Below are 21,224 nucleotides of genomic sequence, written 5' to 3' on the forward strand. Positions count from 1 at the left end.
CTCGACGGGGTGGATGAACCCCGCGAGAGCCTTCGCGATCCTCGCCGTCGTCGCCATCCACTCCCTCGGCACCGTCGTCGAGGTCAACTTCGCCTCGATGGGGCCCGACTGGTGGGTCGCCAACGTCATCGACTCGGCGAGCCGCTGGTCGGTGCCCGTGTTCATCATGATCTCCGGTGCCCTCGCGCTCGACCCGCTGCGGGGCAGCAAGCCGCGGAAGTTCCTCTCCAAGCGCGTGTGGCGCATCGGCATCCCGCTCGTCTTCTGGACGATCGTCTACGTCGCCTTCCGCCGCTACTACCTCCTGTCCCCGGACTCCGACTGGAATGCGCTGCTCGCGATCCTCTCCGGCTCGCCCTTCGTCCAGCTCTACTTCCTCTACGTCCTCGCCGGCCTCACCCTGCTCACGCCGTTCTTCCGCCTGCTCAGCGTCCACGGCTCCCGGCGTCTGCAGTGGGGGACGGGGCTGATCTTCCTCGGCATCGGCATGCTCGACCAGTTCGTGTCGATGATCTTCTCCGTCGGGGAGGCGAACATCGCCACCAGGTTCCTGCCGATGGCCGGGTTCTACATCCTCGGCTGGGTGCTGCGCGACGTCGTCCTCTCGACCCGCGGTGTCGTGTGGGCCTGGGTCGCGTTCGTCGCCGCGACCGCGGTGACCGCGCTGTGGGCGGGCTTCGGGCCGGGGGAGAAGCCGTGGCTCTATCCCTACGAGTACCTGTCCCCGGGCGTCGTCGTCGCCTCGCTCGCGGCCTACCTCCTGCTCCACCACTACATGCGCACCGGGTTCAGGGTCCTCCACTGGTTCTACCCGTACTCGTTCGGCGTCTTCCTCCTCCACCCGCTCGTCCTCTACCCGCTGCGTAACCTCATCGGCCTGCCGACGACCGTGCCCGGAGTGCTCTTCCACGGCGTCGTCATGGTCCTCGTCTACACCGCGATCTGCGTCGCCGTGACGTGGGTGGCGGTGAAGATCCCCGGTCTGCGCGCCGTGTTCGGCGAGGGCGGACCCCGCAATCCGTACACCCCGTCGAAGCCGGCGGCGCCACCGAAAGACGCCCCACCGGACGGGGACCAGGCGCCCGACGGCACCCGCTAGGGCCCCGACCGTAGACTGAGAGCGACCCGTTGTCAGTCGAGAGGGAGTTGAGGCATATGCAGGCATTGCGAGCAGTCGTCACCGGAGCGAGCTCGGGCATCGGCGCCGCCACCGTGCGCCGGCTGCGGGACCAGGGCTGGGACGTCGTCGCCGTGGCCCGACGCGGGGACAAGCTCACCGCCCTGGCCGAGGAGACCGGTGCCACCGCGATCACCGCCGACCTCACCGATGACGCCGCCGTGGCCGCGATGGCCGCCGAGGTGCTCGCCGGCGGTCCCGTCCACGCCCTCGTCGCCAACGCCGGTGCCGCGTTCGGCACGGACACCGTCGCCGAGGCGTCGGTCGAGGGATGGCGCGACATGTTCGACATCAACGTCCTCGGAGTCCTCCGCGTCGTCCAGGCGTTCCTGCCCGCTCTCATCGACTCCGGCCGCGGCGACATCGTCGTCATGTCCTCGACCGCCGGTCACCAGGCCTACGAGGGAGGCGGCGGTTACGTCGCGACGAAGCACGGCACGCATTCGATCGCTGCGACCCTGCGCCTCGAACTCGCAGGTTCGCCCGTCCGCGTCATCGAGATCGCCCCGGGCATGGTCGCCACCGACGAGTTCACCCTCAAACGCGTCGGCGGGGACACCGCACGGGCCGACAAGGTCTACGAGGGCGTGGAGAACCCGCTCACCGCAGACGACGTCGCCGACGCCGTGACCTGGACGCTCACGCGCCCGCACCACTTCAACGTCGACCTCATGGTCATCCGCCCGATCGCCCAGGCCGCCCAGCACAAGGTCGCCCGCCACCAGGGGCTCTGAGCGACTCTCCACCAGGGGCGCTGAACCGCCCGCCACCACGGCCTCTGAGCCGCTCGCGGGCACCGGGCACGCACCTGCGACACCCCTGCCGGAGCGACCGCCCGTCAGCGCCCCGGGTGACTGGTGTGGGCGCGGCCCGCGGGTATAGAATTGAGGACGCGTCGATCCGGCCATCACCGGGGAGCATCCGGAAGAACAGCATGACCGATCCACGGCCGACCACCTCGGCGGGATGGGATGCTCACTAGACCCGGACGGTCGGACCCGTCATCGTCCGCATCAATGAGCGATCCGTCGCTGAGGCACCGTGCCGGTCGGCACTGCGGCCTGACGGCGGATAAGCGGGGTGGTACCGCGGCAGCAATGTCGTCCTCGCGGCCAGTGACCGCAGCTACCGTGAAGGACGCTCATGACGCAACCCCTCTATCCCAAGGTGTCGACCTCGGCCTTCGGCCTCAGCGCCTCGCCGAACTTCCCCGAGATCGAGCGCGCGGTGCTCGAGTACTGGAAGCAGGACGACACCTTCGCCGCGTCGATCGCCGAACGCGATCCCGGTGAGAACGGGTCGAACGAATTCGTCTTCTACGACGGCCCGCCCTTCGCCAACGGCCTCCCGCACTACGGTCACCTCCTCACCGGCTACGTCAAGGATGTCGTCCCCCGCTACCAGACGATGCAGGGCAAGAAGGTCGACCGCCGCTTCGGCTGGGACACCCACGGGCTGCCGGCCGAACTCGAAGCCGAGCGCCAGCTCGGCATCACCGACAAGTCCGAGATCGGCCGCATGGGTCTGGCCGCCTTCAACGACGCGTGCCGGTCCTCGGTGCTGCGCTACACGCAGGAGTGGGAGGAGTACGTCACCCGTCAGGGCCGGTGGGTCGACTTCGAGAACGACTACAAGACGCTCAACGTCGAGTACATGGAGAGCGTCATCTGGGCGTTCAAACAGCTGTGGGACAAGGGCCTGGTCTACGAGGGCTACCGCGTCCTGCCCTACTGCTGGAAGGACCAGACCCCGCTGTCGAGCCATGAGCTGCGCATGGACGACGACGTCTACAAGATGCGCCAGGACCCGGCGGTGACGATCGGCTACAAGCTCACCGACTCAGACGAATGGGTCCTCATCTGGACGACGACTCCGTGGACGGTGCCGTCGAACCAGGCCGTCGCCGTCAACCCGGAGATCCCGCTCGTCGCGGTCGTCCCCGGTCCCGACGGAGCCCCCGAACTCCAGGGCAGGACCCTCATCCTCGCCGAGGCGCGCCTCGGCGCCTACGCCCGTGAACTCGGGGAGAACCCCGAGGTGCTGCGGACGTTCCCCGGCAGCGAGATCGTCGGACGCTCCTACGAGCCGCCGTTCCCCTACTTCGAGGGACGCCAGGACGAGTTCGGGCAGCGCATGCACACGATCCTGCCCGCGGACTTCGTCACCACCGAGGACGGCACCGGCATCGTCCACCAGGCTCCGGCCTTCGGTGAGGAGGACAAGGAGCTCACCGACGCCTTCGGGATCACTGCCGTCCGCCCCGTCGACGACGCCGGCCTCTTCGACGCCACCGTGCCCGACTACGCCGGCGAGCAGGTCTTCGACGCCAACCGGCCGATCATCCGGGATCTGCGCGACCACACGGGACCGCTGGCCGATCGCCACGCCCTGCTGGTGCGCCACGAGTCCTACGAGCACTCGTACCCGCACTGCTGGCGCTGCCGCAACCCGCTCATCTACCGCGCAGTGTCGTCGTGGTTCGTCCGCGTCACCGAGTTCAAGGACCGGATGGTCGAACTCAACGAGCAGATCAACTGGGTGCCCGACAACGTCAAGGACGGACAGTTCGGCAAGTGGCTCGAGAACGCCCGCGACTGGTCGATCTCGCGCAACCGGTTCTGGGGCTCGCCGATCCCGGTGTGGATCTCCGACGACCCGACCTACCCGCGCACCGACGTCTACGGGTCGCTGGCCGAGATCGAAGCCGACTTCGGCCGTCTGCCGGTCAACGACCGCGGCGAGGTCGACCTCCACCGTCCGTGGGTCGACGACCTCACCCGTCCCAACCCCGACGACCCGACGGGGAAGTCGACGATGCGCCGGATCCCGGAGATCTTCGACGTGTGGTTCGACTCGGGATCGATGAGCTACGCCCAGGTCCACTACCCGTTCGAGAACGCCGCGTGGTTCGACAACCACTTCCCGGCCGACTTCATCGTCGAATACATCGGGCAGACGCGCGGCTGGTTCTACCTCCTCCACGTTCTCGCTACCGCGATCTTCGACCGCCCGGCGTTCCTCAACTGCATCTCCCACGGCATCGTCCTCGGCTCCGACGGGCAGAAGATGTCGAAGTCCCTGCGCAACTACCCCGACGTCAACGAGGTCTTCGACCGCGACGGCTCGGACGCGATGCGCTGGTTCCTCATGGCCTCGTCGATCCTGCGCGGCGGCAACCTCGTCGTCACCGAACAGGGCATCCGCGACGCGGTCCGCCAGGTCGTGCTTCCGCTGTGGAACACGTGGCAGTTCTTCGCGACGTACTCGAACACCGCGGACTCGGCGGCAGGGACCGACGACGCCGAGGCGGTGGCCGGCTACCGGGCGTCCAAGCGCTTCGACTCCTCCCAGGTCCTCGACCGCTACCTGCTCGCGAAGACGCACGACCTCATCGTCGACTTCGCCGCGGCGATGGACGACTTCGACATCTGGGCGGCCTGCGAGATCGTCCGCAGCTACCTCGACATGCTGACGAACTGGTACGTCCGCCGCTCGCGCCGGCGCTTCTGGGACGGCAGCGCTGCGACCCACGAGACCTTCGACGTCCTCTACACGTGCCTCGAGGCCTTCGCCCGGGTCGCCGCCCCGCTGCTGCCGTTCACGGTTGAGGAGATCTACCGCGGGCTCACCGGGCACCGGTCGGTCCACCTCGAGGACTACCCGGATGCCGCGGAGTTCCCGGCCGACCCCGACCTCGTCGCGGCGATGGACCTCACCCGCGACATCAGCTCGACGGCCTCCTCGGTGCGCAAGTCCAACCGGCTGCGGGTGCGCCTGCCGCTCAGCCGCCTCGTCGTCGCCGGCAGCACCCCGCTGAGCCGCGAGTTCACCGACATCATCGCCGATGAGCTCAACGTCCGCGAGGTCGAGGCCCTCGATCTCGCCGCCGCCGAGGACGCGGGCTTCTCGCTCACCCAGAACCTCGTCGTCAACGCCCGCGCCGCCGGTCCGCGACTGGGCAAGCAGGTGCAGGCGGCGATCAGGGGCTCGAAGACCGGTGACTGGTCGGTCGCCGCTGACGGCACCGTGACCAGCGGCGGCGTCGAACTCGTCGACGGCGAGTACACGCTCGAGTCCGTCGCCGAGTCCGGCACCGACGGCATGGAGCTCGCCGCCCTCGACTCCGGATTCCTCGCGCTCGACACCCGGGTCACCCCGGAGCTCGAAGCCGAGGGCGTGGCCCGGGACACCGTGCGGGCGATCCAGGGCATCCGCAAGCAGCTCGACCTCCACGTCGCCGACCGCATCACCGTCGTCATCGAGGCCGATGAGGCCGTCACCGAGGCGCTCGGCACGCACCGGGACCTCATCAGCACCGAGACCCTGGCGACGGGACTCGACTTCGCTCCCGTCGCCGAGTCCGCGGAGGTCTTCACCCCCGAAGAGCTGCCTGCGGGCACCCGGATCTCGGTGGTGAGGGCATGAGCACAGACGACCTCACCCGGGTCTATGCCACCCTGCTCACCCGGGCGGGGGAGGCCGCCGTCGAGGTCCGCCTCGACGCGACCCGCCGGGCCGTCGAGCTCCTCGGCGACATCCACCGGGCCGCACCCGTCATCACGGTGACGGGGACGAACGGGAAGACGTCGACGGCGCGGATGATCGATGCGATCATCTCCGCCCACGATCTGCGAGTCGGACGGTTCACCAGCCCCCACCTCCACTCGGTCACCGAACGCGTGTCCGTCGACGGGCAGCCCGTCGACGCGGAGACGTTCGTGCGGATCTTCGACGAGATCGCCCCGTACCTCGACATCGTCGATGCCGAGCTCGTCGACTCCGGTCGCCCCAAGCTCACGTACTTCGAGGTCCTCACCGTCCTCGCCTTCGCGATCTTCGCCGACGCTCCCGTCGACGTCGTCGTCGCCGAGGTGGGGATGGGCGGGGAATGGGACTCGACGAACGTCTCCGACGCCGAGGTGTGCGTGTTCACCCGCATCGGCCTCGACCATCAGGCCTACCTCGGCGACACCCTCACCGCGATCGCGCAGACCAAGGCGGGGATCCTCAACCGCACCATCGACCCGACCCCGGCCCCGGAGCCGGTGGCGATCATCGCGGCACAGGAGGACGAGGCGCTCACCGCCCTCGACGCCGAGGTGGCCCGCCGTGAGGTGCCCGCGCTCGTCGAGGACCGCAGCTTCCGCCTGATCGACCGGCAGCGGGCCGTCGACGGACAGCTCATCGCCGTCCAGGGGATCCGGGACGTCTACACCGACCTGTTCCTTCCCCTCCACGGCGAGCATCAGGCGCACAACGCGGCCGTCGCGATCGTCGCCGCGGAGACCTTCCTCGGCGACGAGGACAAGCCGCTCGACCGGGACACGGTCGCCGAGGGACTGTCCCGCGTGACCTCGCCGGGACGCGCCGAACTCGTCCGCACCGGCCCGGCCGTCGTCGTCGACGGGGCGCACAACCCCGACGCCGCCCGCGTGCTCGCCGACACCATCACCGAGGCGTTCGACTTCGACTTCACCGTCATCGTCATCGGCATGCTCGCCGACAAGGACGTCCACGGCGTCCTCGACGAACTCCACCGCACCGCCGACGCCTTCGTCGTCACCGCCCCGGTCAGCGACCGCGCGCTCGACGCGGAGACGCTCGCCGAGGCGGCCCGGGAATGGGTCGACGAGGACGCGGTGACCGTGGCCCCCGATCTCAACGCGGCCCTGATGACGGCCTTCGACCTCGTCGAGGGCAGCGGTGCGCAGCGGCCCGGGATCATCGTCACCGGCTCCCTCTACACCGTCGCCGAGGCGCGCCTTCTGCTCGGCCGGGGGGACGAGGCATGAAGTCGAAGTACCCCGTCCTCGCCGGGTCGATCCTCATCTGCGAACTCGTCGTCGTCTACTTCGCGGCACTCGCGGCGTACGGGCTGACGGTGAAGACCAACGGCACCCTCGAGCTCTCCCAGCTCCTCATCGGCGCCTCGGTCATCGCGGTGGTCGCGATCGTCGCGACGATCCTCCTGCCGCGGCGCATCGGACAGAAGCGGCCCGGCGTCGTCCTCGGCTGGATCACGCAGGTGCTGCTGCTCGCCACCGGCTTCATCCTCCCGCCGATGTTCTTCATCGCCGCGATCTTCATCGCCCTGTGGGTCGTCGCCCTCTACTGGGCGGCCCGCATCGATCGGGAGGTCGCCGAGCGGTCCTGACCGCCCGTGTGCCCCGGGTACACTGTCCATCGACGAACTCTACGGAAGGACCCGAATGGAACGCACCCTCATCCTCATCAAGCCCGACGGCGTCGCCCGCGGCCTCATCGGTCAGATCGTCGGCCGCATCGAGGCCAAGGGCTACGCGATCGACGCTCTGAGCCTGCGCACGGCCACCCCGGAGGAGCTCGCGGCGCACTACGCCGAGCACGAGGGCAAGCCGTTCTACCAGCCGCTCGTCGACTTCATGTCGGAGGGCCCGATCGTCTCGATCATCGCCTCCGGTGAGGGCGTCATCCCCGGCTTCCGCTCGCTGGCCGGCGCCACCGACCCGACGACGGCCGCCCCGGGCACGATCCGCGGCGACCTCGGCCGCGACTGGGGCGAGAAGGTGCAGAAGAACCTCGTCCACGGCTCCGACTCGCCCGAGTCGGCCGAACGCGAGATCGGCATCTGGTTCCCCAACTGAGGTCGCCCATCCGCACAGACACGTAGTGCCCCGCAGATGATCTGCGGGGCACCACGTGTCTCTGCCGTCGTCCGCGTGCGGCGGACAAGGGTCTCCGGACGGGAGTCTGAGGACGGGGATCTCCGGCCTGGAGCCTCAAGTCGGGCGTCTGGGTCGGGAGTCTCAGAAGAGGGTTGCGAAGAAGTTCCAGAACTGGACGACGATGGTCGTGGCGATGATGAGCAGCCAGACGACGGCGATCGCGACGTTCTCCCGGGCGAGCACCGTGACCACGGCGCTGTCGCGGACCCCGCGGCCGAAGTTCCCCGCGAGCGCATTGTGGGCGGTGACCGCGCAGAACATCGGGATCGTCATCGTCCACACGACCATGCACCACGGGCATCCGACGCCGATGACGTAGATCGACGTGTAGTAGAGGAACATGACGAGGACGACGCCGAGGGCGAGGCCGATGTTGAGGCCGATCATGATCCAGCCGGGCAGCTTCGTGCGGGCGACGAGGAGGACGCCGATGAGCAGCGGGACAATGAATGCCGCTACTCCGAGGAGCTGATTGGGGAAACCGAAGAGCTGGCTCTGCGGATACTCCATGACCGATCCGCACGAGAAGAACGGGTTGAGGTCGCACGAGAGGACGGCGTCGGGGTTCTCGAGCTTCTCGTACTTCTCCACCGACAGGGCGAAGGAGGAGATGAAGCCGATCACCGAGGTGACGATGAGGAAGACGCCCATCGCCGTCGGGCGCAGCACCCACGGACGCTTCCGCGGAGGCGCGTCGATGGCATCGTCGAGGTCGTCGTCTGCAAGCGCGGGTGCCGTGTTCACACTCCTAAGGATGCCTGCCCGCGGGGCATGCGGCAAACCCGGCGGGCCCGGTCTCAGCGGTCGGACAGCAGATCTGTGACATAATGATGCGACGGATACCTGCTCCCACACCGGGCAGGAGAAGTGCCTCCACCGAGTCGAGGGAACGGCCTCGCAGGTCGACACGAAGAAGAGGCAGCATCGACGGCCTACGCGCTGAGCGCGAGCCGAAGACGCCATCCACAGGTTTCGGTCCCACGGGGACCATGCAGGACACCGGAGATCCGTATGGTGTGAGCGGAGGCTCCGGTAGGAGTGAACATGAGCGATTCCACGAACGACAGCAACGGCACAGCCGATCCCACCGAGGGCATCCTCGCCGATCTCGCCGATCTGCAGGCCAATGCGGCCGCCGCCAAGGGCACCGAGCACACGGTCGACGACGGCGTCCGCGAGGAGCTCGACCACCTCGCCGATGCCGCGGGCTCTCTGCGGGAGAGCCCCGAGCGCGACGACGAGGATCGGGAGCGCGGTCGCCGTCGACCCAAACGGGCCCGCGACGCCGTCGCCAACCGCGGACTCGTCTTCGAGCAGTTCGTCCGCGAGACCGACGAAGGACTCGACCCCAGCGCCGAGGACGACGAGGACGACTCGACCCCGCAGCCGCCGCAGGCCCCGGCCTTCGACCCCCGCAATCCCTTCGCCGCGCCGGTCGCCCCCGCGCCCGCAGAACCCGCGAGTCGTCCGGCCGCTGCGGTGCCCCAGCACGGCGGACTGATCTTCCAGGTGCCCAAGGCGGAACTCGCCGAGGCGGTGAGCATCGACGACGACTTCGACGATGAGGACATCGACGAGGACGAGACCGACGACCGCACAGACGACCGCGAGGATCGTGAGGACCGTGACGACCGCGAGGACCGTGACGACCGCGACGACGAGGGCGGAGGCCGGCGCCGCCGCCGCGGCGGACGCGGTCGCCGCTCGCGCAGCCGCGACGACGACGAGTCCGAGGCGCAGAGCTCCCGCAGCGAGAAGACCCGCGAGAAGCCTGCGGAGAAGCCGGCGGAGAAGGACTCCGAGACCACAGACGGCGATGAGCGTCCCTCCCGCGCGAACCGGCGCGGGGACAAGGCGGAGAAGAAATCCGACGACGACGCCCGCGACAGGACGAGCGAGGGCGACGACGACGGTGACGACGAGGACGGCGGTTCGCGCCGCCGCCGGCGCCGCCGCTCGCGTTCCCGCGGCTCCGACAGCGACGAGGTGACCTCGCTCAAGGGCTCGACGCGTCTCGAGGCCAAGCGTCAGCGCCGCAAGGAGGGCCGGGAAGCCGGCCGCCGCCGCCCCGTCATCACGGAGGCCGAGTTCCTCGCCCGCCGCGAATCCGTCGACCGTACGATGCTCGTGCGCGAGAACGGCGATCAGACGCAGCTCGTCGTCGTCGAGGACGGCATCGCCGTCGAGCACTACCTCAAGGAGAACCGCCAGCAGTCCTCCCTCATCGGCAACGTCTACCTCGGCAAGGTGCAGAACGTCCTGCCGAGCATGGAGGCCGCCTTCATCGACATCGGCAAGGGCCGCAACGCCGTCCTCTACGCCGGCGAGGTCAACTGGGACGCGCTCGGCATGGACGGCAAGGCCCGTCGCATCGAGGCCGCGCTCAGCCCCGGCGACTCCGTCCTCGTCCAGGTGACGAAGGATCCCGTCGGCCACAAGGGCGCCCGCCTGACGAGCCAGATCTCCCTGCCCGGACGCTTCCTCGTCTACGTGCCCGGCAACTCGATGACCGGCATCTCCCGCAAGCTGCCCGACGTCGAACGGGCCCGCCTGAAGAAGCTCCTCAAGGAGCTCGTAGGCGACTCCAACGGCGTCATCGTCCGCACCGCCGCCGAAGGCGCGACGGACAAGGAGCTCAGCCGCGACGTCGAGCGCCTCGCGAAGCGCTGGGAGACGATCGAGAAGAAGTCGAAGTCGACGAAGGTCCTCGCCCCGCAGCTGCTCTACAGCGAGCCGGACATGATCGTGCGGATCATCCGCGACGTCTTCAACGAGGACTTCAATTCGCTCGTCATCGACGGCGACGGAGCGTGGAACACGATCCACGAATACGTCGAGGCCGTCGCCCCCGACCTCCTCGAGCGGGTGCACCGCTACTCCGAGGACGAGGGGATCTTCGACCACTACCGGATCGAGGAGCAGATCCAGAAGGCTCTGCAGCGCCAGGTCAATCTGCCCTCGGGCGGCTCGCTCGTCATCGACCGCACCGAGGCGATGACCGTCATCGACGTCAACACCGGCAAGTTCACCGGTGCCGGCGGCAATCTCGAGGAGACCGTGACGCGGAACAACCTCGAAGCGGCCGAAGAGGTCATCCGGCAGCTGCGTCTGCGCGACATCGGCGGCATCATCGTCGTCGACTTCATCGACATGGTCCTCGAGTCGAACCGCGACCTCGTCGTCCGCCGGCTCGTCGAGTGCCTCGGCCGTGACCGGACGAAGCATCAGGTCGCCGAGGTGACCTCGCTCGGTCTCGTGCAGATGACGCGCAAGCGCATCGGCACCGGACTCGCCGAATCGATGGTCTCCGCCGGAGCCGACCTCACCGGACGCGGGCTGCTCCTGCCCGGGTCGGAGGAGGACGGGTCGAAGTCCCATCGCGGGGGCCGCTCGCAGAACTCCGAATCGTCGGGCAACGGCAAACGCGACCGCAAGCGCCGGTCGTCGAAGAGCAGCGAGTCGGAGTCCCAGTCCGAGTCGGTCGGCAACGACGCCTCGCGCTCCGCGGTCGCAGCCATCGCGAAGGCGACGCTGAAGAAGGACGACGACGCCGAGGCGCCGGCGGACGCACAGACCGACACGGGCGCAGCCGACACCGCGCCCGAGGAGAAGCCGAGCCGTGCGAAGTCCCGCGGTCGCAAGCGGACGAAGAACGCCGACCGGTCCGCCGAGGCCGACCGGTCCGCCGAGGCCGACCGCGGCGACGGCGACACCGCCGCTCAGGACGAGAAGCCGAGCACGGGCGACGAGCAGCCGATGCTGCCCGTCGAATCGTCGTCGGAGACCACCGCATCGGCTGACTCCGCACCGGAGGCCGAGCCTGCGGGGGAGATGCCGCTGATGATCGGCGCCGACACGACGACGAAGGTCGCCGTCGCCGCCGAGCCCGAAGCTCCGCGCCGCAAGGCCCCGGCGAAGAAGGACAAGCCGGTCGAGAAGCCCCAGGAGGCGCTGCCGACCTCGTTCGTCATCATCGGCGAGGACTGAGGCTCACCCGCCTGAGATCCTCCCTCCGCCGGCGACGGCACAGCGCCCCACGTCAGTCGACGTGGGGCGCTGTGCTGTCCGTGACCGGGGTCCGGGCTCAGGGCCCTTGCCCGGCTCACATGCCCGGCCCCGGATGCGCGCGGGCCGGCACGTGAGCCGCTGCGGGCGACCGGCGGGTCAGGTGCCCGACTGCTTGTTCCGGGTCGTGCTGATCGTCGGCTGCGCGGCCTGATCGCCGCAGAGGACGATCATGAGGTTCGTCACGAGGTCGCTGCGCTCGGCGTGCCCGAGCGAGACGATGTCACGGCGCTCGATCTGCTCGATCGCCGTCTCGACCATGCCCACCGCCCCTTCGACGATGAGCTGCCGGGCCGCGACGACGGCGGTGGCCTGCTGCCGCTGGAGCATCGCCCGGGCGATCTCCGGCGCATACGCGAGCTGGGTGATCCGGGATTCGATGATCGACACGCCGGCGGCGGCGACCCGGGCGGCCACCTCGGCGGAGAGCTTCTCCGTGATCTCATCGGCATTGTCGCGCAGGGACATCCGCTGCGGATCGGAGGAGTCGTAGGCGTAGGAGTTCGCGATGTGGCGCACCGCCGTCTCGGCCTGGATGGCGACGAACTCCTCGAAGTCGTCGACCTCGAACATCGCCTGGGCCGTGTCGCGGACCTGCCAGACGACGACCGCGCCGATCTCGATGGGATTGCCGTCGAGGTCGTTGACCTTCAGGGTCGAGGTCTCGTGATTGCGGATGCGCGTGGAGATCTGGATCTTCGAGAAGAGGGGATTGACGAAACGCAGACCCGACTGACGCACCGTGCCGACGTACTTGCCGTAGAGCTGGAGGACGACGGCATGACCGGGCGCCACCGAGGTGCAGCCCTTGAAGAGGAACAGCGAGGCGATGAAGGCGAGGACGCCGAGGACGAGGAGGATGACGCCGAGCGGGTTCTGCGCGATCATCAGGCCGAAGCCGACGAGCCCGAGGAGGATCGCCACGAGGAGGAGGACGACGGCGCCGACGATCGCGAAGTACCCCGAGACCGCGCCGGCCGGTCGTTCGCGGACCCGATCGCCCTCGACCGATTCGATGCGGGTCGGCTGATCGGCCCCCGGTCGACCGCCTGCGGGTCCGCCGTGCATCTGGGGGAGCTGCTCGCCCGGTCGTCCGGACTGCTGCGGCATCGGGGGCTGTCCCTGCTGCCAGCGCTGCTGGGGCGGAGGCGTCGGACGCTGGGGCGGGGGAGGGTTCTGTGACATGCGGCCAGTCTAGGTCACACCGGAAATCCACTATCCGAAACCCGCAGTGAGACCAATGTCTCTTGCGACGGGGTCGGTGTGATGCAGATAACAGTTCTGTAACTGTCCGAATATTGGAAGGTCGATTGCTTGATCCCGGTGTCGCATTGCGGAACATTTGATCGACATGGACATACTGCTGCTTGCGTCAGACGCACCGACGTCACCCGTCGACGATGCCATCAACTCCTGGTTCACTCCGATCGCCACCTGGTTCTCCAGTGTGATCTTCGTGCCCGTCACGATCGGCGAGATCTCCTTCCCGTTCGTCGTCTTCTGGCTCATCCTCGGAGCCCTGATCTTCACCCTCTACTTCGGCTTCATCCAGTTCCGCGGCTTCAAGGTCTCCCTCGACGTCGTCCGCGGCAAGTACTCCAAGCCCACCGACCCCGGCGAGATCACCCACTTCCAGGCCCTGGCCTCCGCGCTCTCGGGCACCGTCGGACTCGGCAACATCGCCGGTGTCGGCGTCGCCGTCGCCCTCGGTGGACCGGGTGCGACATTCTGGATGATCATCGCCGGTCTGCTCGGCATGTGCACGAAGTTCGTCGAGTGCACGCTCGGCGTGAAGTACCGCGAGATCGATGAGAACGGCGTCGTCCACGGCGGACCGTTCAAGTACCTGCCGGTGGCCTTCCGCCGGTTCTCCAAGCCCGTGGCCGCGATCCTCACCGGCGTCTTCGCCGTCGCGATCCTCATCTTCGGTGTCGTCGGCGGCGGCATGTTCCAGGCCAACCAGACGTTCGCCCAGGTCCGCACCGCCACCGGCGGCGCGGACGGCTTCCTCGGCGGCGCATGGGCCGGACTGATCTTCGGCATCCTCTTCGCCCTCCTCGTCGGACTCGTCATCCTCGGCGGCATCCGCTCGATCGCGAAGGTCACCGACAAGCTCGTCCCGGCGATGGCGATCTTCTACGTCGTCTCCTGCCTCCTCGTCCTCGGCATCAACTTCCAGCAGATCCCGATGGCGATCGGCGAGATCTTCGAAGGCGCGTTCAACCCGCAGGGCATCGCCGGCGGCATCGTCGGCGTCATGATCATCGGCTTCCAGCGCTCGGCGTTCTCGAACGAGGCCGGCATCGGCTCGGCCGCCATCGCGCACTCGGCGGTCAAGACCCGCCGGCCGATCTCCGAGGGCTTCGTCGCCCTCCTCGAGCCCTTCATCGACACCGTCGTCATCTGCACCATGACCGCTCTGACGATCATCGTCGCCAACCAGCCCTCGTACCGCGAGGACCTCGGCGAAGGCGAGATCGGCGGTGTGGCCCTGGCCTCGGACGCCTTCTCCACCGTCGCCTCGTGGTACCCGGCGCTGCTCGCCGTCGCCGTCGCGCTCTTCGCGTTCTCCACCCTCATCACGTGGACGTACTACGGCGAACGGGCCTGGAGCTACCTCTTCGGCCGCGGCCGGGCGACGATCATGGCCTTCCGCGTCCTCGTCTGCGTCTTCGTCGTCATCGGCTGTGTCGCCAGCTTCAGCAAGGTCGTCGAGTTCGCCGATGCGGCGCTGTTCATGTGTGCCTTCATCAACATCCTCGGCCTCTACCTCCTCATGCCGGTCGTGAAGAAGGAGATGAAGAAGTACCTCGCCGACCGCAAGGCCGGCACCCTCACCGACCCGGACACCAAGGACGCCGTCCCGGTCGAGCAGCCCGCCTGACCCTCACCCTCCCGTGCCCCGGCCGTCCCCGCGACGGTCGGGGCACGGCCGTGTCCGCGGCGCTGTCACCGGCCCCACGGCACCCGCGGATTGTCTAGACTGTTCGCGTGACTGACGACGACACCGCCGCCTCCCGGGCCGCCGACCGCCTGCTCGAGCTGCGGGGCAGCATCGACAACATCGACGCCGCCCTCATCCACCTGCTCGCCGAGCGCTTCAAGCTCACCGAATCCGTCGGCGTGCTCAAGGCCGACCACGGCCTGCCCCCGGCCGACGAGGCCCGGGAGGCCCGGCAGGTCGCCCGCCTGCGCCGGCTCGCCGAGGACTCGCACCTCGATCCGGAGTTCGCGGAGAAGTTCCTCGCCTTCATCGTCGCCGAGGTGATCCACCATCACGAGCGGATCGCGGAGTCCCGCGAGGGCTGAGCATCCGGTCCCGTGACGAGGCGGAGGTCACCTCCGCACCGGTTTGCCGTTCGCGGCCGGGATCGACTAAACTTGAACGTCGGTGCGTCCGTCGCACCACGGCCGGTGATTCCTCTCAATGGGTCTGTCGTGCAGGGAGTCCGCTCCCTGTCGAGCCAAGGCATCAACCGCCGTTCGCAAGATTTCTTACGCAGAAAGGGTTCGACCATGGTCTACGCCATTGTCCGTGCCGGTGGCCACCAGGAAAAGGTCAGCGTCGGCGACATCATCACAGTGAATCGAATGAAGGCGCAGGCCGGGGACAGCGTCACGCTCGAACCCGTTCTCTTCGTCGACGGCGACGCGGTCACGACCGACGCCGATGCCCTCTCCAAGATCTCGGTCAGCGCCGAGGTCGTCGGTGAGCTCCGCGGTCCCAAGATCGTGATTCAGAAGTACAAGAACAAGACCGGGTACAAGAAGCGTCAGGGCCACCGCCAGGACCTCACCCGTCTGAAGATCACGAACATCAAGTAAGAGGAGGCCTCTGACATGTCAAGCAAAAAGGGAGTCAGCTCGACCCGCAACGGTCGCGACTCGAACCCGCAGTACCTCGGTGTCAAGCGCTTCGGCGGCCAGGTCGTCAAGGCCGGTGAGATCATCGTCCGCCAGCGCGGCACGAAGTTCCACCCCGGCGCGAACGTCGGCCGCGGCGGAGACGACACGCTCTTCGCTCTGACCGCCGGCGCCGTCGAGTTCGGCAAGCGCAACGGTCGCAAGATCGTCAACATCGTCGGCGTCTGACCGATACGATCTGATCTGCCCCGCTTCAGGGGTCCATGAAGGGTGAGTCTCTCGACTCACCCTTCATCTGATATAAGGACATCATGGCCACCGAGTTCATTGATCGCGTCACGGTACACCTTGCGGCCGGCGACGGCGGAAACGGCTGCTCGTCGATCCGGCGGGAGAAGTTCAAACCGCTCGGCGGCCCCGACGGGGCCAACGGCGGCCGCGGCGGTGACATCACCTTCGTCGTCGACCCGCAGACGACGACCCTGCTGCCCCTCCACCACCGCCCGCACCTCAAAGCCGACGGCGGCGGCATCGGCAAGGGCGACCTGCGCCACGGCGCCGACGGCAGGGACCTCATCGTGCCCGTGCCCGACGGCACGGTCGTCAAGACCCAGGACGGCGAGATCCTCGCCGACCTCGTCGCGCCGGCACCGAGTTCGTCGCCGCGGCCGGCGGCCGCGGCGGGCTCGGCAACGCCGCTCTCGCCTCGACGAAGCGCAAGGCGCCCGGATTCGCCCTCCTCGGCGAACCCGGTGAGGCCTCCACGCTCGTCCTCGAGCTCAAGACGATCGCCGACGTCGCGCTCGTCGGCTATCCCTCGGCGGGCAAGTCGAGTCTCATCGCCGCACTGTCGGCGGCGAAGCCGAAGATCGCCGACTACCCGTTCACGACGCTCGTGCCCAACCTCGGCGTCGTCGAAGCCGGGGATGTCCGCTACACCGTCGCCGACGTCCCCGGGCTCATCCCCGGGGCGTCCGAGGGCAAGGGCCTCGGCCTCGAGTTCCTCCGCCACGTCGAACGGACCGCCGCCCTCGTCCACGTCATCGACATGGCGACGTGGGAGCCCGGCCGCGACCCCGTCTCCGACCTCGAGGTCATCGAATCCGAACTCGCCGCGTACTCCGTCGACCTCGGCGAGGAGGGCGGCGACCTCCCGCTGTCGGAGCGCCCGAAGCTCGTCGCCCTCAACAAGGTCGACATCCCCGACGGCCGCGAACTCGCCGACATCGTCCGCCCCGACCTCGAGGCCGCCGGCTACCGGGTCTTCGAAGTCTCCGCCGTCAGCCATGCGGGGCTGCGCGAACTCTCCTTCGCGATGGCCGGCCTCGTCGCCGCCGAACGCGAACGGCGGGCCGAGCTCGAGGCCGTGCCGCAGCGCGTCGTCATCCGGCCCAAGGCCGTCGACGACAAGGGCTTCACGATCCGCAGCGAACGCGACACCGACGGTCCGGTCTTCCGGGTCCTCGGCGACAAGCCCGAACGCTGGGTCGTCCAGACCGACTTCGCCAACGACGAAGCCGTCGGCTACCTCGCCGACCGCCTCGAACGCCTCGGCGTCGAAGAGGCCCTGTTCAAGGCCGGCGCGACCCCGGGCGACACCGTCGTCATCGGCGAAGGCGACGGCGTCGTCTTCGACTGGGACCCCACGAGCGTCGGCGGTGCCGAGCTGCTCGGCTCCCGCGGCACCGACCTGCGCCTCGAGGAGGAGGCCCGCGCAAGCCGCAAGGAGCGCAAGGCCGCCTACCACGAGCGGCAGGACGCGAAGGCCGCCACCCGGGCGGAGTTCGAGAAGGAGCGGCTCGCCGAGCGCGCCGCCCGCGAGAACTCCTCCGACGAGCGATGACGGCGACGTCCGCGGCCGCCGACTCCGCGACCGTGCGGGCCGACATCGCCGGCGCCAAGCGCGTCGTCGTCAAGGTCGGCTCCTCGTCGCTGACGACCCTCGACGGCGGGCTCGACGAGTCACGGCTCGTGGCGCTCACCGACGTCATCGCCGCCCACCGGGCCGAGGGACGGGAGATCATCCTCGTCTCCTCGGGAGCGATCGCCGCGGGACTCGAACCCGTCGGCCTGCGCCGCCGGCCGCGCGACCTCGCCACCCAGCAGGCCGCCGCCGGAGTCGGACAGGGGCTCCTCATGGCCGCGTACGCGCGGGCGCTGGGCCGCTTCGACCTCGTCCCCTCCCAGGTCCTGCTCTCGGCCGACGACCTCATCCGCCGCACCCGGTACAAGAACGCGCAGCGGGCGATCGACCGGCTGCTGTCCCTGGGCACGCTGCCGATCGTCAACGAGAACGACGCCGTGGCCACCGAGGAGATCCGCTTCGGCGACAACGACCGGCTCGCCGCGCTCGTCGCCCACCTCTCCCACGCCGACGCCCTCGTCCTCCTCTCCGACGTCGACGCCCTCTACACGGGACCCCCGTCCCAGCCCGACGCCAGGCGCATCGACCATGTCGCCGGGCCCGACGACCTCGGTGCCGTGGCGATCGGCGGAGTCGGCACGGCCGGCACGGGCACCGGGGGCATGGCGACGAAGGTCGACGCCGCCCTCATGGTCACCGACTCCGGCATCCCCGCCGTGCTCACCTCCGCCGACCGGGTCGGCGACGTGCTCACCGGGGGGAGTGCGGGCACGTCGTTCGCCGTCACCCACCGCCGCCGCGGCACTCGGCTGCTGTGGCTGCGCCACCTCGCCAAGACGTTCGGTTCGGTGACGATCGACGACGGCGCCGAGGCGGCCGTGCGGTCGCGCGGCACGAGCCTGCTCGCCGCCGGCGTCGTCGGCGTCGAGGGGGACTTCGAGGCCGGGGATCCGGTCGAGATCAGGAACACCGGCGGGCAGATCGTGGCGCGGGGGATGACGAACTTCTCCGCCGCCGAGCTGCCGACGATGTTCGGCCTGACCACCGAGGAACTTGGCACCCGGCTGGGAAGTGACTACCGTAAAGAAGTCATCCATCGCAATGATCTCGTCCTCACGCATGTGAGCGAGAGGAGTTAGTCCATGCCCGCTGCTGCCGACATCCATCCCAAGATCGTGCGCGGGGTGACGCGGATCGCCAGGAACGCGAAGACGGCCGCCGCACGTCTGGCGACGACCTCGACCGCGGAGAAGAACGCCGCCCTCCAGGCGATCGCCGACGGGCTGCGGGCGAACTCCGCGCGCATCGTCAAAGCCAACGAGACCGACCTCGCCGCGGGCGCCGAGAACGGGATGAGCGAATCCCTCCTCGATCGCCTCCGCCTCGACGAGGAGCGGATCTCCGCGATCGCCTCGGCGGTCGAACAGGTCATCGACATCCCCGATCCGGTCGGCACCGTCGTCGTCGGCCGCACCCTGCCCAACGGTGTGCGCCTGACCCAGAACCGGGTGCCGATGGGCGTGATCGGCGCGATCTACGAGGCCCGCCCCAATGTCACCGTCGACATCGCGATCCTCGCGCTCAAGGCCGGCAATGCGACGATCCTGCGCGGGGGCTCGGCCGCGGAGAACACGAACGCCGAACTCGTCTCCGTCCTCCGCCGCGCCGTCGAATCCGTCCGCCTGCCCGCGGACACGATCAACACGATCGACCAGCACGGCCGCGACGGCGCCGTCTGCTGATGAACTCGCGCGACTACGTCGACCTCCTCATCCCGCGCGGCGGGGCCGAGCTCATCAACACGGTCGTCCAGGAGTCGATCGTGCCCGTCATCGAGACGGGCATCGGCAACGTCCACATGTTCATCGACTCATCGGCGACGGTGAAGAACGCCGTCGACCTCGTCCTCAACTCGAAGACGCAGCGGCCGAGCGTCTGCAACGCACTCGAGACCCTGCTCGTCCATGAGAAGGCCGCCAAGCGGGTGCTGCCGAAGATCCTCGAACGCCTCGACCAGGCCGGGGTCGTCGTCCACGCCGACGCCGATGTCGCGGCTCTGGCGCCCGAGTCGATGAAGATCCGCCGCGTCTCGCGCCGGGACTGGGCCAAGGAGTACCTCGACCTCGAACTCGCGATCAAGCTCGTCTCCGGCATCGACGAGGCGATCGAGCACATCCGCGCCTACACCTCGGGTCACACCGAGGTGATCGTGACGAAGGACATCGACAACGCCGAGACCTTCGTCACAGCCATCGACGCCGCCGCCGTCGGCGTCAACGTCTCGACCCGCTTCACCGACGGCGGCGAGTTCGGGTTCGGCGCCGAGGTCGGCATCTCGACGCAGAAGCTCCACGCCCGCGGACCGATGGGCGTCGAGCAGCTGACGACGACGAAGTGGGTCATGCTCGGAAACGGGCAGATCCGCGACTGACTTCGCCCATGTCGCTGCGCACGCAGACGACAGGGCGTGAGAAACTGAAGTGAACAGACTCATCAAGGGACAAGGAGCACTCTCGTGAACGCAACTCTGCTGGCCGCCGCAACCGAAGGCGCGGCACACACCGAGCTGCCGATGGAGCCGATCGGCTACGGCCTCATCACCCTCGCGATCTTCATCTCGATGGCCGTCGTCGCACGGTCGTGGAAGGGCATCTCGTACCGCCACTGATATGGCAGAACGCACACGTCGGGTCGGTGTCATGGGCGGCACCTTCGACCCCATCCACCACGGACACCTGGTCGCGGCCAGTGAGGTGCAGTCGACGTTCGACCTCGACGAGGTCGTCTTCGTCCCCACCGCCGGCCGTACCAGAAGGACGACAAGACCGTCACCGACGCCGAGCACCGGTACCTCATGACGGTCATCGCGACGGCGTCGAACCCGCGGTTCCGCGTCTCCCGCGTCGACATCGACCGCCCCGGGCCGACCTACACGATCGACACCCTGCGGGATCTGTCGAACAGCCTCGGCGAGAACACGGAGATGTTCTTCATCACCGGCGCGGACGCTTTGGCTCAGATTCTGACATGGAAGAATGTCGATGAGCTGTTCTCCTTGGCGCACTTCGTCGGGGTCAGCCGGCCGGGGCACGAACTCCGCAGCGAGGGCCTGCCCGTCGACCGGCTGAGTCTCGCGCAGATCCCGGCGCTGGCGATCTCGTCAACGGACTGCAGGCAACGGGTGATGGATGGGGCCCCGGTCTGGTACCTCGTACCGGACGGCGTGGTGCAGTACATCGCGAAACACGATCTGTACAGGAGTGGAAATGGCTGAAGAGCAGTTCACGTCTCGACGTGCCAGGCGCGAAGCCGAGCGAATGGCCGCGGAAGAGGAGTTCGAGGCCAGGTCGTCCGCTCCCCAGGGCCCCGAGGGCAGTCGCGCGGACTTCCTCACCCCGCCGAAGCGTCCGACCGAGAAGCCGACGACCGCCGAGGCGGACACCGCCTCAGGCGGCGACGCTCCGGCCGCCGCCGGTGGCGGTGCAGCCCCGGGCGCCGGTGAGGCGGCTCCGTCCGCACGACCGTCGAGCGCCCCCGCGTCCGCCGCCCG

Annotated in this window: 16 protein-coding genes and 3 pseudogenes; 17 read left to right on the forward strand and 2 right to left on the reverse strand. The window is 68.7% G+C overall.

The window, feature by feature from the left end; translation table 11 throughout:
* Positions 1 to 13: 13 nt before the first annotated feature.
* From AC2W7K_RS13090 to ndk, 6 genes are all read left to right on the forward strand, one after another.
* Entirely contained in the window at positions 14 to 1,099 is a 1,086-nt protein-coding gene (locus AC2W7K_RS13090; protein ID WP_232623574.1) for an acyltransferase, read from the forward strand.
* A gap of 56 nt (positions 1,100 to 1,155) precedes the next feature.
* On the forward strand, positions 1,156 to 1,911 hold the full coding sequence (locus tag AC2W7K_RS13095; RefSeq protein ID WP_198498627.1) for an SDR family oxidoreductase: 756 nt from the start codon (positions 1,156 to 1,158) through the stop codon (positions 1,909 to 1,911).
* 409 nt (positions 1,912 to 2,320) lie between these two features.
* Positions 2,321 to 5,602, forward strand: a complete 3,282-nt coding sequence (gene ileS, locus AC2W7K_RS13100; protein ID WP_198498628.1) for an isoleucine--tRNA ligase — start codon at positions 2,321 to 2,323, stop codon at positions 5,600 to 5,602.
* A complete protein-coding gene (locus AC2W7K_RS13105; RefSeq protein ID WP_198498629.1) occupies positions 5,599 to 6,969 on the forward strand; it encodes a bifunctional folylpolyglutamate synthase/dihydrofolate synthase in 1,371 nt (456 codons plus the stop codon). The genes ileS and AC2W7K_RS13105 overlap by 4 nt, the downstream gene beginning before the upstream one ends.
* Positions 6,966 to 7,331 (forward strand): DUF4233 domain-containing protein, encoded by a 366-nt coding sequence (locus tag AC2W7K_RS13110; RefSeq protein ID WP_198498630.1) that lies wholly within the window; start codon positions 6,966 to 6,968, stop codon positions 7,329 to 7,331. Before AC2W7K_RS13105 ends, AC2W7K_RS13110 begins: the two co-directional genes overlap by 4 nt.
* Before the next feature lie 55 nt (positions 7,332 to 7,386).
* Positions 7,387 to 7,800: a nucleoside-diphosphate kinase gene (gene ndk / locus AC2W7K_RS13115; RefSeq protein WP_198498631.1), complete on the forward strand. Its 414-nt coding sequence runs from the start codon at positions 7,387 to 7,389 to the stop codon at positions 7,798 to 7,800.
* Positions 7,801 to 7,962: 162 nt separating this feature from the next.
* On the opposite strand, the gene AC2W7K_RS13120 is transcribed toward ndk, so the two are convergent.
* The gene (locus AC2W7K_RS13120; protein ID WP_198498632.1) at positions 7,963 to 8,625 is read right to left on the reverse strand and encodes a vitamin K epoxide reductase family protein; all 663 of its coding nucleotides are present in this window, start codon (positions 8,623 to 8,625) and stop codon (positions 7,963 to 7,965) included.
* 300 nt (positions 8,626 to 8,925) lie between these two features.
* Between AC2W7K_RS13120 and AC2W7K_RS13125 the strand changes: the two genes are divergently transcribed.
* Positions 8,926 to 11,868 (forward strand): Rne/Rng family ribonuclease, encoded by a 2,943-nt coding sequence (locus AC2W7K_RS13125; RefSeq protein ID WP_232623575.1) that lies wholly within the window; start codon positions 8,926 to 8,928, stop codon positions 11,866 to 11,868.
* A 177-nt stretch (positions 11,869 to 12,045) separates the two neighbouring features.
* Here AC2W7K_RS13125 and AC2W7K_RS13130 read toward each other — a convergent pair whose 3' ends face one another.
* Entirely contained in the window at positions 12,046 to 13,131 is a 1,086-nt protein-coding gene (locus tag AC2W7K_RS13130; protein ID WP_232623576.1) for an SPFH domain-containing protein, read from the reverse strand.
* 166 nt (positions 13,132 to 13,297) lie between these two features.
* Here AC2W7K_RS13130 and AC2W7K_RS13135 point away from each other — a divergent pair, with 166 nt between their 5' ends.
* The 10 genes and pseudogenes from AC2W7K_RS13135 to AC2W7K_RS13180 all read left to right on the forward strand — a co-directional run.
* A complete protein-coding gene (locus AC2W7K_RS13135; protein ID WP_198498634.1) occupies positions 13,298 to 14,830 on the forward strand; it encodes an alanine/glycine:cation symporter family protein in 1,533 nt (510 codons plus the stop codon).
* Positions 14,831 to 14,937: 107 nt separating this feature from the next.
* Positions 14,938 to 15,255 carry a chorismate mutase gene (locus AC2W7K_RS13140; RefSeq protein ID WP_198498635.1) on the forward strand — a complete coding sequence of 106 codons (318 nt, stop codon included), beginning with the start codon at positions 14,938 to 14,940 and terminating at the stop codon, positions 15,253 to 15,255.
* Between the two features lie 207 nt (positions 15,256 to 15,462).
* Positions 15,463 to 15,771 carry a 50S ribosomal protein L21 gene (rplU, locus tag AC2W7K_RS13145; protein ID WP_137825320.1) on the forward strand — a complete coding sequence of 103 codons (309 nt, stop codon included), beginning with the start codon at positions 15,463 to 15,465 and terminating at the stop codon, positions 15,769 to 15,771.
* A gap of 15 nt (positions 15,772 to 15,786) precedes the next feature.
* Positions 15,787 to 16,038, forward strand: a complete 252-nt coding sequence (rpmA, locus tag AC2W7K_RS13150; RefSeq protein WP_137825319.1) for a 50S ribosomal protein L27 — start codon at positions 15,787 to 15,789, stop codon at positions 16,036 to 16,038.
* A gap of 83 nt (positions 16,039 to 16,121) precedes the next feature.
* Positions 16,122 to 17,653, forward strand: a pseudogene (gene obgE / locus AC2W7K_RS13155) (GTPase ObgE).
* The gene (gene proB / locus AC2W7K_RS13160; RefSeq protein ID WP_198498637.1) at positions 17,650 to 18,813 is read left to right on the forward strand and encodes a glutamate 5-kinase; all 1,164 of its coding nucleotides are present in this window, start codon (positions 17,650 to 17,652) and stop codon (positions 18,811 to 18,813) included. Before obgE ends, proB begins: the two are co-directional and overlap by 4 nt.
* A 3-nt stretch (positions 18,814 to 18,816) precedes the next feature.
* Positions 18,817 to 20,105 (forward strand): annotated as a pseudogene (locus AC2W7K_RS13165) (glutamate-5-semialdehyde dehydrogenase).
* Between the two features lie 84 nt (positions 20,106 to 20,189).
* Positions 20,190 to 20,342: a hypothetical protein gene (locus AC2W7K_RS13170; RefSeq protein WP_171007026.1), complete on the forward strand. Its 153-nt coding sequence runs from the start codon at positions 20,190 to 20,192 to the stop codon at positions 20,340 to 20,342.
* Between the two features lies 1 nt (position 20,343).
* Positions 20,344 to 20,948, forward strand: a pseudogene (gene nadD, locus AC2W7K_RS13175) (nicotinate-nucleotide adenylyltransferase).
* Positions 20,941 to 21,224, forward strand: a 284-nt coding sequence (locus AC2W7K_RS13180) for a hypothetical protein (protein ID WP_486006265.1), incomplete at its 3' end; no start/stop codon positions are given. The pseudogene nadD and the gene AC2W7K_RS13180, both read left to right, overlap by 8 nt.

This window comes from Brevibacterium sp. LAARM2_SD2 (assembly GCF_057364785.1).